Annotated in this window: 14 protein-coding genes and 1 tRNA gene; 11 read left to right on the plus strand and 4 right to left on the minus strand. The window is 65.1% G+C overall.

Features of this window, described 5'->3' with window-relative positions:
• Positions 1–70 precede the first annotated feature (70 nt).
• A complete protein-coding gene (locus KHC28_RS25805; protein ID WP_214011239.1) occupies positions 71–934 on the minus strand; it encodes a DMT family transporter in 864 nt (287 codons plus the stop codon).
• 152 nt (positions 935–1,086) lie between these two features.
• On the opposite strand from KHC28_RS25805, the gene KHC28_RS25810 reads away from it, so the two are divergent.
• Positions 1,087–2,502, plus strand: coding sequence for an aminotransferase-like domain-containing protein (locus KHC28_RS25810; protein ID WP_214011240.1), 1,416 nt, complete (start codon positions 1,087–1,089; stop codon positions 2,500–2,502).
• Positions 2,503–2,516: 14 nt separating this feature from the next.
• On the opposite strand, the gene KHC28_RS25815 is transcribed toward KHC28_RS25810, so the two are convergent.
• Positions 2,517–2,939 carry a DUF1801 domain-containing protein gene (locus tag KHC28_RS25815; protein WP_214011241.1) on the minus strand — a complete coding sequence of 141 codons (423 nt, stop codon included), beginning with the start codon at positions 2,937–2,939 and terminating at the stop codon, positions 2,517–2,519.
• A 185-nt stretch (positions 2,940–3,124) separates the two neighbouring features.
• Here KHC28_RS25815 and KHC28_RS25820 point away from each other — a divergent pair, with 185 nt between their 5' ends.
• From KHC28_RS25820 to KHC28_RS25840, 5 genes are all read left to right on the plus strand, one after another.
• On the plus strand, positions 3,125–4,447 hold the full coding sequence (locus tag KHC28_RS25820; RefSeq protein ID WP_214011242.1) for a PQQ-dependent sugar dehydrogenase: 1,323 nt from the start codon (positions 3,125–3,127) through the stop codon (positions 4,445–4,447).
• 96 nt (positions 4,448–4,543) lie between these two features.
• Positions 4,544–5,785 (plus strand): amidohydrolase family protein, encoded by a 1,242-nt coding sequence (locus KHC28_RS25825; protein WP_214011243.1) that lies wholly within the window; start codon positions 4,544–4,546, stop codon positions 5,783–5,785.
• A gap of 308 nt (positions 5,786–6,093) precedes the next feature.
• A complete protein-coding gene (gene ppk2, locus KHC28_RS25830) occupies positions 6,094–7,008 on the plus strand; it encodes a polyphosphate kinase 2 (protein ID WP_214011244.1) in 915 nt (304 codons plus the stop codon).
• 147 nt (positions 7,009–7,155) lie between these two features.
• On the plus strand, positions 7,156–8,772 hold the full coding sequence (locus KHC28_RS25835; protein WP_214011245.1) for an inorganic phosphate transporter: 1,617 nt from the start codon (positions 7,156–7,158) through the stop codon (positions 8,770–8,772).
• 203 nt (positions 8,773–8,975) lie between these two features.
• On the plus strand, positions 8,976–9,263 hold the full coding sequence (locus KHC28_RS25840) for an HdeA/HdeB family chaperone (RefSeq protein ID WP_214011246.1): 288 nt from the start codon (positions 8,976–8,978) through the stop codon (positions 9,261–9,263).
• Between the two features lie 396 nt (positions 9,264–9,659).
• Here the strand turns inward: KHC28_RS25840 and KHC28_RS28065 are convergent, their stop codons facing one another.
• On the minus strand, positions 9,660–9,812 hold the full coding sequence (locus tag KHC28_RS28065) for a hypothetical protein (protein ID WP_214011247.1): 153 nt from the start codon (positions 9,810–9,812) through the stop codon (positions 9,660–9,662).
• 182 nt (positions 9,813–9,994) lie between these two features.
• On the opposite strand from KHC28_RS28065, the gene KHC28_RS25850 reads away from it, so the two are divergent.
• The 4 genes from KHC28_RS25850 to KHC28_RS25865 all read left to right on the plus strand — a co-directional run bounded on the left by KHC28_RS25850 (position 9,995) and on the right by KHC28_RS25865 (position 12,805).
• Positions 9,995–10,504 (plus strand): hypothetical protein, encoded by a 510-nt coding sequence (locus KHC28_RS25850; RefSeq protein WP_214011248.1) that lies wholly within the window; start codon positions 9,995–9,997, stop codon positions 10,502–10,504.
• Positions 10,501–11,112, plus strand: a complete 612-nt coding sequence (locus tag KHC28_RS25855; RefSeq protein WP_214011249.1) for a hypothetical protein — start codon at positions 10,501–10,503, stop codon at positions 11,110–11,112. The genes KHC28_RS25850 and KHC28_RS25855 overlap by 4 nt, the downstream gene beginning before the upstream one ends.
• Before the next feature lie 549 nt (positions 11,113–11,661).
• A complete protein-coding gene (locus KHC28_RS25860; protein ID WP_214011250.1) occupies positions 11,662–12,219 on the plus strand; it encodes a glycosyltransferase family protein in 558 nt (185 codons plus the stop codon).
• Positions 12,220–12,731: 512 nt separating this feature from the next.
• Positions 12,732–12,805: transfer RNA gene (locus tag KHC28_RS25865), tRNA-Gly, on the plus strand.
• 769 nt (positions 12,806–13,574) lie between these two features.
• On the opposite strand, the gene KHC28_RS25870 is transcribed toward KHC28_RS25865, so the two are convergent.
• Positions 13,575–14,315, minus strand: coding sequence for a GntR family transcriptional regulator (locus tag KHC28_RS25870; protein WP_214011251.1), 741 nt, complete (start codon positions 14,313–14,315; stop codon positions 13,575–13,577).
• Between the two features lie 218 nt (positions 14,316–14,533).
• On the opposite strand from KHC28_RS25870, the gene KHC28_RS25875 reads away from it, so the two are divergent.
• A complete protein-coding gene (locus tag KHC28_RS25875; RefSeq protein ID WP_246565189.1) occupies positions 14,534–15,631 on the plus strand; it encodes an ABC transporter substrate-binding protein in 1,098 nt (365 codons plus the stop codon).
• Positions 15,632–15,687 lie beyond the last annotated feature (56 nt).

The raw sequence follows: 15,687 nt of genomic DNA on the forward strand, positions 1-15,687 counted from the left end.
ATTAGCCAAGCGGCGGAGATAGGGCCTATCGCTGGAATTAATGAATGGCCGGCGACGCCGTGCGGTCGGCTTATCGCGCGAATTTCCGCGCCCCGGCCACGCACAGGATGACCGCCACCGTCACCGCCAGCATTGCCGGGCTCACCTTCTCATGCAGCAGCGTCGCCGCCAGCGCGAGACCGAAGAAGGGCTGCAGCAGCTGCAGTTGGCCGACCGCCGCGATGCCGCCCTGCGCGAGGCCACGATACCAGAACACGAAGCCGATCAGCATGCTGAACAGCGAGACATAGGCGAGGCCCATCCATGCCGGGGCGTCGATGCCGGCAAAGCTCGGCGGCATGTAGAAGACGGCCAGCACGATCATCACCGGCAGCGACAGCACCAGCGTCCACGAGATCACCTGCCAGCCGCCGAGCGTGCGCGCGAGCCGGGCGCCCTCGGCATAGCCGAGACCGCACACGATGATCGCCGCCAGCATCAGCGCATCCCCGGTCGGCGAGGCGGTGAGCCCCTGCGACAGCGCGAAGCCGGCCACCAGCGCGCTGCCGAGCAGAGAGAACAGCCAGAAGGCCGGCTTGGGCCGCTCGCCGCCGCGCAGCACGCCGAAGATCGCCGTCGCCAGCGGCAGGAGGCCGATGAAGACGATGGAATGCGCCGAGGTGACGTGCTGGAGCGCCAGCGCCGTCAGCAAGGGGAAGCCGAGCACGACGCCGAACGCCACCACCAGGAGCGAGGCGATGTCGCGGCGGGCCGGGCGCCGCTCGCGGCAGGCGAGCAGCAGGCACAGCGCCAGCAGGCCGGCGATGGCGGCGCGGGCGACGGTGAGGAACACCGGGTCGAACTGCATCACCGCCACCCGCGTGGCGGGGAGCGAGCCGCTGAAGATCACCACGCCGACGAGGCCGTTGAGCCATCCGGCCGTTGCACGTTCCATGTCGCCCTTCGCCCTTCGCCCTTCGCCTCGGCGCTTTGCGCCGTCGCGCCGTTCTGCCGCGCGTGCCAACCCTATCGGCCCCGGCCTCTGGTGCTTCAAGCCACAGTTCGATACGGTTCTGCCGAACTGTTATGAAACGATGAGCCATACGGATGAGTGCAGGTTCCAAGGTCGACGCGGTGATGGCGACGATCCGGCAGCGCATCGCCGGCCGCAGCCTGACGCCCGGCGCCAAGCTGCCCTCGATCCGCCGACTGGCCGCGAGCCTGAAGGTGTCGGCTTCCACCGTGGTGGCGGCCTATGAGCGGCTGGCGGCCGAGGGGGCTATCCATTCCCGGCCGGGTTCGGGTTTCTACGTCGCCAGCCAGGCCGAGCCGTTCGCGCTTTCCGAGCGCGGGCCGAAGCTCGACCGCGCCGTCGATCCGTTCTGGGTGTCGCGGCAGTCGCTGGAGGCCGGCGGCGGCGACCTCAAGCCGGGCTGCGGGTGGCTGCCGCCCTCATGGCTTCCCGAGGAGGGAATGCGGCGGACGCTCAGGACGCTGGCGCGTGCCGAGAGCGGCGTGCTGGCGGAATACGGCTCGCCGCTCGGCCTGCCGCCGCTGCGCCAGCTCATCGCGCGCCGCATGGGCGAGCGCGGCATCGAGGCCTCGCCGGACCAGATCGTGCTGACGGAATCGGGGACGCAGGCGATCGACCTCCTGTGCCGGTTCCTCATCGAGCCCGGCGACACCGTGCTGATCGACGACCCCTGCTATTTCAATTTCCAGGCCCTGCTACGGGCGCACCGCGCCAAGGTGGTCGGCGTGCCCTATACGCCGTCCGGCCCCGACCTCGCGCGCTTCGGCCAGGCGCTCGCCGAGCATCGGCCGCGCCTCTACATCACCAATTCGGCGATCCATAACCCGACCGGGGCGGTGCTCTCCGCCGTGACCGCCCACAAGGTGCTGAAGCTTGCCGACCAGTTCGCGCTCACCATCGTTGAGGACGACATCTTCGCCGATTTCGAGCACACCCCGGCGCCGCGGCTGGCGGCGTTCGACGGGCTGGAGCGGGTGATCCATATCGGCAGCTTCTCCAAGACGCTGTCGGCCTCGGCGCGCTGCGGCTTCATCGCCGCGCGCCCGGCCTGGATCGAGGCGCTGACCGACCTGAAGATCGCCACCACCTTCGGCGGCGGCCGGCTCACCGCCGAGCTGGTACTGGGCGTGCTCAGCGACGGCGGCTACCGCAAGCACATGGACGGGCTGCGCACCCGGCTGTCGCGCGCCCGGTTCGAGGTCGGCGCGCGGCTGAAGGCGATCGGCATCACCCCCTGGCTCGAGCCGGAAGCGGGCATGTTCCTATGGTGCCGGCTGCCGGAGGGCATCGACGCGGCCGAGATCGCCCGGGCGGCGCTGGCCGAGCGGGTGGTGCTGGCGCCGGGCAACGCCTTCAGCGTGTCGCAATCCGCCGCCGGCTTCCTGCGGTTCAACGTGTCGCAGACGCTGGAGCCGGCGGTGTTCGAACTGCTGCGCCGGCTGCTGCGCCGGGACGGGCTCGCGCGGCGGAGCGAGGCGGCGGCCGTCTAGGCCTTCCTGCCGGGCTAGGCCTTCTTGCCGGTCTTCTTGGCGAGGTTCAGCGCCACGGCGGCTTGGATGAGCGCGGTCAGCGCCGCCTCGTCGATCGCCTCGCCTTCATGAATGTCGATCGCCCGGCGGGTACTGCCCTCCAGGCTGGCATTGAACAGGCCCGCCGGGTCCGCCAGCGCCGCGCCGCGGGCGAAGGTCAGCTTCACCACGCTCTTATAGGTCTCGCCGGTGCAGAGGATGCCGGCGCGCGACCACACCGGCACCCCGCGCCACTTCCATTCCTCGACGATGTCGGAATCGGCGCCGCGGATGAGGTGGCGGATGCGGGCGAGCGTCTCGCCCCGCCAATCGCCCAGTTCCGCGATCCGCGCATCAATGCGCTGCGAAGGGGTGGGGGCGTCCGCGTCGTGCCCCGCGCCGTCGTGCTGTTCCGTCATGCTCGCCGCTCGCTCCTTCGGGTTCGGTCCCCCTTAGCTAGGGCCGGCGGCGCGCCTGTCCAGCGATGTCCTCGTGGATCTCCGGCGCGAAGCCACCACGCAGCTGTGGCCAGTGGCCCTTTGGGGGATTGCACGTGCTCGGCTTTCCGGGATCAGATGGCGGCTCTCTCAGGCTGGAGCGGCGCATGGCCAATTACGCGAAGATCGGCGGTTTCATCGGCGCGTGCATTACCGGCACGGCGCATTTCCTCGCCGACCTGCGCAAGGCGCCGGCGCTGGCCGAGGAGGCCGGCTATGGCGACCTGCCGAAGCTGCCCAAGCCGAAGCCCACGCTCATTCCGATCATGAAGATCGCGCCGGCGGTCGGCTGGGGCGAGGGGCAGAAGCCGAAGCCGGCGCCGGGCCTGAAGGTCGGCGCCTTCACCACCGATCTCGACCATCCGCGCTGGGTCTACGAACTGCCGAACGGCGACATCCTCGTCGCCGAGACCGCCGCGCCGCCGACGCCGGGCGGCATCTTCAGCCTGCGCTGGTGGGTGATGGGCTTCGTCATGGTGCGGGCCGGGGCGGGGGTGAAGAGCGCCAACCGCATTACCCTGCTGCGCGACGCCGATGGCGACGGCGTCGCCGAGATCAAGCTGCCCTTCCTGGAAAACCTCAACTCGCCCTTCGGCATGGCGCTGGTCGGCGACCAGCTCTATGTCGCCAATGCCGACGAGCTGGTGCGCTTCCCCTATGTGCCCGGTGCCACCCGCATCGACGCGGCGCCGGTGAAGGTGTGCGACCTGCCGGCGGGCCGCAATCATCACTGGACCAAGAGCCTGGTGGCCAACAAAGCCGGCACCAAGCTCTATGTCGGCGTCGGCTCCAATTCCAACGTCGCCGAGTTCGGCATGCATGAGGAGGAGAACCGGGCCGCCATCCTCGAGGTCGACATCGCGACCGGCGCGCTGCGTGTCTTCGCCGGCGGCCTGCGCAACCCGGTCGGCATGGACTGGAACCCGGTGACCGGGGAACTGTGGACCAGCGTCAACGAGCGCGACGAGATCGGCGACGACCTGGTGCCGGACTACATGACCTCGGTGAAGGACGGCGCCTTCTATGGCTGGCCCTATTGCTATTACGACAAGATCGTCGACGACCGGGTGAAGCCGCAGCGGCCGGATCTGGTCGCCGCCTCGCTGAAGCCGGACTACGCGCTCGGCTCGCACACCGCCTCGCTCGGCCTCACCTTCGTCGACGACGAGCGCTTCGGCGCCCGCTTCAAGAACGGGGTGTTCATCGGCCAGCACGGCTCGTGGAACCGCAACCCGCCCTCCGGCTACCGGGTGATCTTCATCCCGTTCAAGGACGGAGTGCCCGCCGGCCCGCCGGAGGAAATCCTCGGCGCCTTCCGGGTGGACGGCAAGGCGCTCGGCCGCCCGGTCGGGGTGATCGTCGACCAGCGCGGCGGGCTGCTGGTGGTCGACGATGTCGGCGACTGCATCTGGCGCGTGACGTCTATCTGACCAAGCTTCGGCCCGACCGGGGCAGCGCCTGACCGGGCCGCCATTCACACCATTTCCGATGCCGCGTTCCGCCCGGCGGCCGCCGGAGAGACGACCATGCCGCAACCGGATCTCATCCTGAAGAACGCCTCGCTGCGCGACGGCCGCCGCGTCGACATCGCCATCGGCGGTGGCCGCATCCTGGCGCTGGAGCCCGCCATCGTCGCCGACGCCCCAAGCGAGGACCTTGGCGGCCGGCTGGTGCTGCCGGGGTTCTGCGACACCCATGTCCATCTCGACAAGGCATGCCTGCTCGGCCGCTGCGGCCATGACCATGGCGATCTCGCCGCTGCCATCGGCGCGGTGTCGCGGCTCAAGGCCGGCTTCACCCCGGACGACGTCTACCGGCGCGGCGCCTATTGCCTCGACAAGGCGATCGTGCAGGGCACCACCCATATGCGCACCCATGTCGAAATCGATCCGCTGGTCGGCCTGCGCAGCTTCGAGGCGGTGATGGCGCTGAAGCGCGACTATGCCTGGGCCGTCGACCTTTCGGTCTGCGTCTTTCCGCAGGAAGGTCTGATCAACAATCCCGGCACCGAGGAATTGCTGGTCGAGGCGCTGGAACAGGGGGCGGACCTGCTCGGCGGCTGCCCCTATACCGACAGCGAGCCGCACACCCAGATCTCCCGGCTGTTCGACCTTGCCCGGCGGTTCGACGTCGATCTCGACTTCCACCTCGATTTCGACCTCGATCCGAGCTGGATGCATCTCGACGAGGTGCTGAGGCAGACCGTGGCTCGGGGCTGGGGCGGCCGGGTGGCGGTCGGTCACGTCACCAAGCTGTCGGCGCTGCCGGCGGCGGCGCTGGACGCGCTCGCCCTGCGGCTCGCCGGAGCGGGGATCGCGGTCACCGCGCTGCCGTCGACCGATCTCTACCTCACCGGGCGGACCGAGGCCGGCAACGCGCCACGCGGCGTCGCACCGGTGCACCGGCTGGCGGCGCGCGGCGTGTGCTGCTCGGTGGCGACCAACAATGTGATGAACCCCTTCACCCCGTTCGGCGATCTCAGCCTGCTGCGCATGGCCAATCTCTACGCCAATGTCTGCCATGCCGGTCCGGCGGATTTCCCTGCCGTGCTCGATCTCGTCACCACCGGCGCCGCGCGGCTGATGAAGATCGCCGGCTATGGGCTGCATGCCGGTGCGGCAGCCGACCTCGTCGTGCTCGACGCGATGGACGAGCAGCAGGCCTGCGGCGAGATCGCCGCGCCGATCTTCGGCCTGAAGAACGGCCGGCGCAGCTTCACCCGCCCGGTGCCGCGGCTGCATCGGCCCGGCGAGGCCGCGCTATCGTAGCGGAGCGCGTCGGCGCAACGCTTCCACCGGCCCGGCGTCGGGTGGTTCCGCTCTGTTGTGAATCCTACACATGACGGTGTCAGTGTGCGGCGCATCAACGTGTTCGGCGTGCGTCGGCTCGCATCGTCGCGGCTCGTCACGCATCTGGAAGCGGCATCATGACGTCACGGAGTTCGGGGAAGGTGCGCACCGTCGGCATGACGGGCGGCATCCGCCGCGCGCTCGTGCCGGGCGCGTATCTGCGAGATACTGCCCGATAGCCGCCTTCCTGAGCCGTGTTCCCGTCAAGACAGACTAGGAAGCTTCCCATGACCCACGACCCCAAGGACCAGTTCAACCGCATCCGCGAGGAAATCACCGACAGCTTCGACGAGGAACTGGAGACCCAGCTCGACGAGGACTATCTCGACGAACTGGTGGCGGAGGGGCTGGGCGAGGGCGGCACGCCGACGCTCGATCGCAAGCTGTATTTCCGCGAGTTGTTCCGGCTCCAGCACGAGCTCATCCGCCTGCAGGACTGGGTGCAGCACAAGAAGCTGAAGGTCGCGGTGCTGTTCGAGGGGCGCGATTCCGCCGGCAAGGGCGGCGCCATCAAGCGCGTGACCCAGCGCCTCAATCCGCGCGTCTGCCGCGTCGTCGCCCTGCCGGCGCCGACCGAGCGGGAGCGCAGCCAGTGGTACTTCCAGCGCTATGTGCCGCATCTGCCGGCCGGCGGCGAGATCGTGCTGTTCGACCGCTCCTGGTACAACCGCGCCGGCGTCGAGCGGGTGATGGGCTTCTGCACGCCGGACGAGCTGGAGGAGTTCTTCCGCTCGGTGCCGGATTTCGAGCGGATGCTGGTGCGCTCGGGCATCATCCTGATCAAGTACTGGTTCTCGATCACCGACGAGGAGCAGGAGTTCCGCTTCCAGATGCGCATCCAGGATCCGCTGAAGCAGTGGAAGCTGTCGCCGATGGACCTGCAGAGCCGGGTACACTGGGAAGACTACACCCGCGCCAAGGAGGACATGCTCCAGCGCACCCATACGTCCGACGCGCCCTGGTGGGTGGTGCAGGCGGTGGACAAGAAGAAGGCGCGGCTGAACTGCATCGCGCATCTTCTCGAGCAGATCCCCTACGAGACCGTGCCGCGCTCGGACATCGTGCTGCCCGAGCGGGTGCGCCACGCCGATTACGAGCGTCATCCGGTGCCGCCGGACATGTACGTGCCGGAGAAGTACTGAGCCTGTCCGCAGGGCGATGGCGTGCTGCCCGGCGCGCCACCGCCCTGCGCATGCCGCCTGTCGCCGGCCGCCGCCTGTTTGGATGTCGCCGGCGGCCGCCGTGTGTTAGGTAATTTCCTACGGGCCTGTGCGTTCACGGTGATCGTGATGGTTGATGTCAGCCCAAGTGAAGTCCGCCCCGGGGAAGTCGGAATCCCGCGCGGCACCCACCCGGTGCACGGCGCCGACGGGGCGAGATGGTTCCTGCCGCTGTTCGGGCTCATCCTGACCGGCGGCCTCGCCTATATCGGCTATGCGCTGAGCCATGATCTCGCCGTGGCGACCAGCGTGCCGTGGATCCTGCTCGGTCTCTCGCTGCTGATCGCGCTCGGCTTCGAGTTCGTCAACGGCTTTCACGACACCGCCAACGCGGTGGCGACCGTCATCTACACCCGCTCCATGCCGGCCGAGCTGGCGGTGATCTGGTCGGGCATCTTCAATTTCATCGGCGTGCTCACCTCGTCCGGCGCGGTGGCCTTCGGCATCATCGCGCTGCTGCCGGTGGAGCTGATCCTGCAGGTCGGCTCCTCGGCCGGCCTCGCCATGGTGTTCGCGCTGCTGGTCGCCGCCATCATGTGGAATCTCGGCACCTGGTTCCTCGGCCTGCCGGCGTCGAGCTCGCACACGCTGGTCGGCTCGATCATCGGCGTCGGCATCGCCAACCAGTTCGTGGCGCCGGCCGGCTCGGCGACCAGCGGCGTCGACTGGTCGCAGGCGACCAATGTCGGGCTTACCCTGCTGGTGTCGCCGATCGTCGGCTTCGTGGCCGCCGCGCTGCTGCTGCTGGCGATGAAGGCGGTGATCCGCAACAAGGAGCTCTATGAGAGCCCGAAGGGCGACGCGCCGCCGCCGCTGTGGATCCGCGCGCTGCTCATCTTCACCTGCACCGGCGTCTCCTTCGCGCATGGCTCGAATGACGGGCAGAAGGGCATGGGCCTGATCATGCTGATCCTCATCGGCGTGGTGCCGACTGCCTATGCGCTGAACCGCACGCCGGACGTCAACTACATCGAGGCCTACAAGGACGCCTCGGTGAAGGTGGAGCAGGTGCTGGGCCAATATGTGCCGCCGGGGATGACCGTCGCCGATCCCAAGGCGGAGGTCGCCGCGGCGGTGCGCAGCCGCAGCTGGACCGAAGAGACCACGGCCGCGCTGCGCGCCTTCATCAACCAGACCACGGCGATGCTGCAGCCCTATGCCTCGGCCGAGCAGGTGCCGACCTCGCTGGTGAACAATGTCCGCAACGACATCTATCTCGTCGGCGAGGCGCTCAAGCTGATCGAGAAGAACAAGCTGCTGGCGATGACGCCGGAGGATCTGGCGACGGTGAAGACCTATCACGCGGCGGTGGACGGGGCGACCAAGTTCATCCCGCTCTGGGTCAAGGTGGCGGTGGCGCTGGCGCTGGGGCTCGGCACCATGGTCGGCTGGAAGCGCATCGTCGTTACCGTCGGCGAGAAGATCGGCAAGACCCACCTGACCTATGGCCAGGGCGCGGCGGCCGAGCTGGTGGCCATGGCCACCATCGGCGCGGCGGATCGCTTCGGGCTGCCGGTCTCGACCACCCATGTGCTGTCCTCGGGCGTCGCCGGCACCATGGCGGCCAACGGCTCCGGCCTGCAAGGGTCGACGGTGCGGAACCTGCTGCTGGCTTGGGTGCTGACGCTGCCGGCATCGATCGCGCTGTCTTTCGTGCTGTTCCTGGTCTTCCGGCAGGTCTTCTGAGGCCCAGGCGCCTCCGCCCCGTGCGGCGATGCGGCGTGCAATTGCCGGCGCGTGTATGGTATTCACGGACCGGAACGGCAGCAGGCTTGGCGTCGGGTTGCGTGAGCGATGTCCGCGCCGGTCGCGGGCAATTGCGGGTTCGCGGGTGCCGGCGACAGGGCATGGGGCGGTTTCAAAAAAAACGTCCTCGAGGAAACCCCATCATGAAATATGCAGTCGCCGCTGCCGCCCTGTTCCTGACCGTCAGCCCCGCTCTGGCGGACAAGTGGGATCTTTCCACCATGACCTGCCAGCAATTCATCAGCCAGGACAAGTCGACGATCGGCATCATCCTGTCGTGGCTGGATGCCTACTACAAGGACGAGGACGCGCCGCCCGTCATCGACACCGAGAAGTTCGTCCAGAACGCAGAGAAGCTGGGGGCTTATTGTGCGATGAATCCGCAGATCGGGCTGATCACCGCGACGGATACGCTGTTCGGCGGCGACTGAGGCGCGCGTCGGCGTGGGCCGCTCATGGGCCGTGCCGGCGCGGGGCGGGAAGAAAAGGGGGCCAGCAAGCTGGCCCCTGTTCCGTCATTGCCCGGCGGCGATAGCGCGGTCGCGCTGCGGCAACCCGACCGGCGGGTGCCCGACGGACCATAAGGGGCAGAGCGGGGTTCTGTTGATCGGCGGACCCGGCACGCGAGACGCTCCGATACGCCGAACTTGGCTCTGGCATGCTCGCCGCCGCGCCGACCCCGGGTGGAGCCAGACGTTTCGCGACGCGGCTTGCTTCAGAACCGCGTTCGGAGCGTCGGATCCGCCGCGACCTCGCGCAGCTGCCCGTTCTCCGGCTCAATATCCGTCAGCTGTTTCACCTGATCGCTGTTCAACCCGCCAAACTCCTTACACCCGCTCCTTACACCCGCGATAATAGGCGAGCGCCGTCACGCCGATCGTTCGGATCGCCTCGGCGAGCGGGCGCCCCTGTAACACCAACACGTCAACCTGCCGAAGCTTCGCGACAATCTCTTCGTGCTTCTGCTTCTTCCGCATCATGGTGCGATCCTCCAAGGCTTATGAGCCGACTTGCAAGAGGTCGCTATTCAGGAGGAGGATCAGGTGTGATTGACTGGTGCAGTTGAGTTTTTATCTAACTTAGATGGAGTTTTACTATCTGGTTATTATTATTACATACGAAAAGCGCTATGTTCTGGGTTTATTTTTGGATGAGCGGGTAGATGAAGTCGATCTCGTGCATTAGGAGAAATAGGATTCTATTTAGGATCTACCATTCGGTAGAGATAGGGAGCGGAGCGTTCGTCGCGCGTATTTTAGATATAAATGGTGAGAAGATCGAACGTAAATCGTCGGGTTCTGATGTTGTTGCAACGGAATATCTCGATGATACCTCCGTATTGCTTCTAGGTCCGGTAAAAAACTACAAGTTGCCGCGTAGATTTCAGGATTTCATGTTCGATCTCCCCTCCATTCCCGTCAAAAAGATTTCTGTCGATCTCAGGCGTGCCGACGGGAGTGTCGAGCCCGTCGACTGGGTGGATCCGGCGCTGGGGATTGATGAGGTGCTTCCTCGTACCCGGGAAGAGTTCAGGAAATATTTTTCTTATATACCCGGTCGGCATATAGATACGAAGACGGTTCGATTTATTGCGAAAATATACTTGATTATCATGATGGAATTGAGGGCGCGGATCCGGAAATTCTGGGGCACCTGGCGAACGCCTTCGTGATTTACGTTTATAAATCAATCGAACTGGATATGGAAATAAACGACATTGATAAATTGCTGGGCGCTGCGAACCGGCGGGTATCAGGGTTGAAAAACAAGTCGAACCCTCGTGAAGACCGAATAAATATGGAGGTTTCCGTTCTTGTTTGCGTCTGGCACCATCATCTTGGTCGCGGCGATGTGGGGACGGTGTTGAACGTCGCGAACAAGGTTCGTGATGTTTTTCTATCGAAGTTTAACTTCTATGTCATGCATGGATATAATATGTGCAAATCTATGCTATTTTGCGGACTGGTTTACTGTATTGCCGGATCGCGCGACCGCGCCCTGGAGTGCATGAACCTGACGATGGAATGTTTCGTCAAAGCCGTCGCGTGCCGTACCAAAAACCTGAGCTGGTTCAGGGAGTTGAAGAGCAGTCACCAGTGCGCCGCCGCCGCGCTCGGCATGATCAAGCTTCTGGAGGCCGGTTCCCCGATCAGCGATGGGGCGGTCGCGCGGGAACTGGCCGCGACGTTCAGGGTCAAGGACGAGGCGTTCGTCGCGCGGGCGACGGCGGCCCTGCTGGCTTGTCGCAATCAGGCTTCCCTGGCCGCGGCAGGGGGCTAGCCTCGATCTCGGTGGGTACATCTTCTCGCGGCGCTTGGATCGTGCCTGTTGTCCGGGGGAGGGGGCGTCCGTAACAGGAGGTCACGCGGCACGATGATCCCGACACCGGCGTTGGCGTCGTTCCAGTGAGGTGGAGCGGAGCTTGGGCTCCCCGGCGCTGTGTACCCTCGCTGCACGGGTCCGCCGTCGTTGATGTCGCGAGGGTCTCATCTCACGAGTGGCGGCCATTGCATAATGCGAGCAGCATGCGTAAGTGACCTTGCGCGAGGTCGTCGCCTCCGAGGTGCCAAGTTGCCCGCCGGGTCAGGTGATGGAGCCCGATATATATTGTCAAATAAAGAATTCAGAACGAGATTGTCTTGAGATATTACATTTTTTAATCATCCGACTTGAAGATGATCGTTGTGACAACTGATTTTCTTCCATGTCGTTTGGGAGGCGAGCGCGTTAAAAACAAAAATCTCCGTCCGTTCGGAGGAAAGGCCGTATGGCCTTTTTGGCATCAAGCTCGCCCAGTTGAACAGCTCGAGGCTCATCCACCGCATTGTCGTGTCCACGAATGACGAGGCCATAATCGAGGCGTGCGACGAATTGGCTCCAAGCATCAGTAAAGAGCTGATCGTCGACCGTCGCCCGGAAGAATACGGCACGTCTCAGACATCCACGGACGACCTGATCGATTATGCCCTGCGCATTCTTCCAGACGACAGCATTCTCTGGACGCACGTTACATCGCCCTTCGTGATCGGAAGTCGATACGATGAGATGATCGTCCGTTTCCAGGCTGGGTTGAACGAAGGCTATGACAGTCTCATGTCGGCCGGAGTCGTCAGAACTTTTCTTTGGAACGACAGGGGCCCCCTGAATTATGACCGTTCGGTTGAGAAGTGGCCTCGTACCCAGACGTTGCCCCCGGTTTATGAGATCGATAGTGCTGCCTTCATTGCGAATTTCAGCACCATGATCGCCCATGCCGACCGGATCGGATCCCACCCAGTTCTGTTTCCGCTCACCTCGATCGAGCATCTTGATATCGATTGGGAGGAGGATTTTCATCGGGCCGATGAGATCTGGCGGCGAATGGAAAGTTCGTCGGGGCATGAATGAGATATTCTGCCGGCATGCTGCACGGTGTCATCGGAGGCGTCGCGCCGTTGCAGGCGGCAATGCCCGATCCGCCGGCGAGGGCGTGAACGCGGGGCCATGGGCATGAACCCGCTATTTGGCAGCCGCCCGGGCCGAAGGGGTTGCGTTCGCTAGTTTCAGGAATTCCTGCGCGAGCTTGAATCGCTTCGGCTTGAACGGTTGCAGTCCGCCGGCGATCTTCTCCTCCAGCCTGTCCAGGAGGGCTGACGGGTCCGCAAGATCCAGGCCGGCAAAGTGTTCCGGACCGTACGGCCACTATTCGACACGCTGAATGCGCGCGATGAGTGCGTCGTCGAAGCGCCAGCGGATCCGGCGAGCCGGAGCGCCGCCTACAATGGCGAATGGTGGAACATCCTTCGCGACGCGGAGCGCCCCCGAGCGGTGGGTGGGACGAACCCTGTGCGTGGCAGGGGAAGTCGGCCGGGCCCCCCTTGAACACCGCGTGCGTGCCACTTATGGTGCGCCGCGTCGATGCGGGCGTAGTTCAATGGTAGAACGGCAGCTTCCCAAGCTGCATACGAGGGTTCGATTCCCTTCGCCCGCTCCACTGTTTCCCCGGATTTTACCAGGTATTACATAGGGTTGCCGCCCAATCCCATGGGGTCGGTGAGTGGGTGTGGCGATACTGTCCAACAGATCGTCCAACACACGCGTGCGCCCATGGCTGATTTCTGACCTAACGCGGGGCCTTTTGACACTCGGCTCGCCGCGTTCCCGCTGAATGCCGCGCCATCGACCGTCAGGGAACCATCCGGCATTCGACGCGAAACCGCGTCGTCGACCGCTTCGGGCGACGGGCAGTCAGGGTCGCCAAAAAGCTCGACGATGAGCTTGAACGGCAATGGGCGGTGCTGGCGGCAGCCGCATCCACGTCCAATCCGCAGAATTGCGACGACGCCCGAAGAGCGTGCCCGTTCGACCCACCTTACTTCCGCTCGTTACAGCCGGTGTCGATGGTCGCGTGTCCACCGGATGGGTGCGATCCGCCTTGTGCCGTCATTCGTTCGGAAAGAAGTCGATGGCGTCAGCCACATCCTGCGGCACGGTTCGATGATCCTGCCAGCGTGCGGTGATGCCCGCTTAAAGCTTCTCCAGCAAACGGGATGGGCGCGCGGCCGCCTCCTCTCGGTCTCGTTGGTCCGGGGCGAGGCCTCATTGACCAATCGATAAAGGTCGGTTGGTGCGGGTACGCCGTCGGGCGACAGTCCGGCCTGCTGCCGCGTGATCGCATGAGCCAAACCCGGGTTGCATCGGTTGGGCACAGCTGGGCCTTCGACCAACCGCCGTCCGATTAGTGCAGCCAGCTGGGCCGTGCTTCAGGCTGCGGTGCCGAAGAAGATGCGCGCGAGGCCTCGCGTGGCGACCTCCACCGCATGGGCGGAACTCAAGGTGATATGCTGCTCGATCAGTCTGGCTCCGCCTACGGCGTCGCGCCGGCGCAGGGCCTCGATGATGTCGGCATGCTCCTGGTAGCTCTTTGAGCGCTGCGGCAAGGTCTCGAGCGCGATGCGGCGGAAGAACCGGATCCGCAAGGAGATGGATTCGAGCGCCAGCTCCATCTGGGTGTTCTTGGACAATCGCGTCAGCGCCATGTGGAACGCTTCGTCCGCCAGCGCGATATTCGCCCACGAGCCCTCTTCGGCGAGGTCGTTGTGTCGCTCCCAGGCGGCAATGGTGGTTTCCAGGTCGCCATCTGAGGCGCGCTGGCAGGCCAGCACGAAAGCCGCGCGCTCCACGGCCGCACGCAGCTCGTAGAGCTCGCGCACCGAATCCGGGCTGATGTCGCGGGCATAGAAGCCCTTATTGGGCACCGTCAGCACGAAGCCGTCGCGCTCAAGCCGGTTCAGCGCCGCGCGCACCGGCGTGCGGCTGACCGAAAGCTGGGCAGCAAGCTCGGCCTCATTGATCTTCTGGCCGGGACGAAACTGATACTCGATCGCCAGATCCTTGATGATCGCGTAGACGCGCTCGACGCTGTCGGCGGCGCGGCCCCGGCGCTCTCCCGCGTCCGGTTCGGTGGTTTCGTTCGCCTCGCGATCCGATTTCCTGCGTGCCATCCGAGTCGCGCCTCCTCTCCCGCTTATAGGGGCTCCGGTCGGGATCGGAAACGGGCCGTGCACCGTCCGCGTCCCGCCTCTCACGCTGCCCTTGCGCGCCGCCGGTGCCCAGCGAATAGGCGTAGTATGCCCAAATTTTGAGATTGTGAACTCACTTATGAATTCTAAAGTGTACTCACTTATGAATTCTAAGTGAGCGGAGCCGAGGGGATCCAATGATGGTGCGCATTTCAGCCTGGTTGACAGTGGGTATGGTGGCCGCCGTGATCGCCGTGCCGGCGAAGGCGGACATCGCGATCGGGGCCGTGGTGCCGCTCTCCGGCGCCAGCGCGACGCAGGGCGAGGACCAGCGCCGCGGCATCGAATTGGCGGTGGACGAGATCAACGCCGCGGGCGGCGTGCTCGGCCAGCCGCTCAAAGTGATCGTGGAGGATTCCGGCGGGCGCCCGCCTTCCGCTCTCGACGCCGCAAAGAAGCTGGTGGCGGTCGACAAGGTGCCGGCGGTGATCGGGGAATATTCCTCCGGCATCACCCTGCCGATCGGTCAGTACCTCGTTCAGGAGGGCAAGCTGCACGTCAATATCGGCAGCTCCAGCAACAAGATCCGCGACATCGGCCCGACCGCCTTCAGTGTCATCGGACTGGAGGCCGTCTCGTCGAAATTCTCCGCGGAGGACGTTGCCGCGCAGGGCTGGAAGAACATCGTCATCGTCGGCCCGAACAACGCTTATGGCCATGGCATGGCGGAGGGGTTCAAGACCGAGTTCGAGAAGCTCGGCGGCAAGGTGGTCTCGACGCTGCTCTACACCGAGGGCCAGACCAGCTATCGCCGCGAGCTACAGCAGGCCGCCCAGTACAAGCCCGACGCCTTCATCTACTCCGCCTATGGCAAGGACGGGGCGCTGATCAACCGCGAGGCCTTCGAGCTCGGCGTCAACAAGACGCCGTGGTACGCGATCTACTTCTCCATGTGCACCGCCGACAGCAAGCCGGAATATGTGGTCGGCCAGTACGGCATGGACCTCAATTACATTGGCCCGGACGGCAAGTCCTATGAGGAAGCCTACAAGAAGAAGTACGGCGCCGACTTCAAGACTTCCTTCTCCGGCTATGGCTATGACGCGGTGAAGATCTTTGCCGCCGCCGCCAACAAGGCCGGCAGTGTCGAGCCGCAGGCGGTGAAGGCCGCGCTGATCGAGGTCGGCAAGGATTATCCGGGCGCCACCGGCACCATCACCTTCGATGCCGAGCGCCAGCGCAGCTACCAACCCTATCTCAAGCTGAAGAAAACAGAGACCGGCATGGACGTGCGCTGACCGTACCGTCTCCCGCCTCGCGGCCATGCCGCGAGGCCCTCCCTCCCGCGACGCGA

The sequence above is a fragment of the Ancylobacter sonchi genome (genome assembly GCF_018390695.1).
Taxonomy (GTDB): domain Bacteria; phylum Pseudomonadota; class Alphaproteobacteria; order Rhizobiales; family Xanthobacteraceae; genus Ancylobacter; species Ancylobacter sonchi.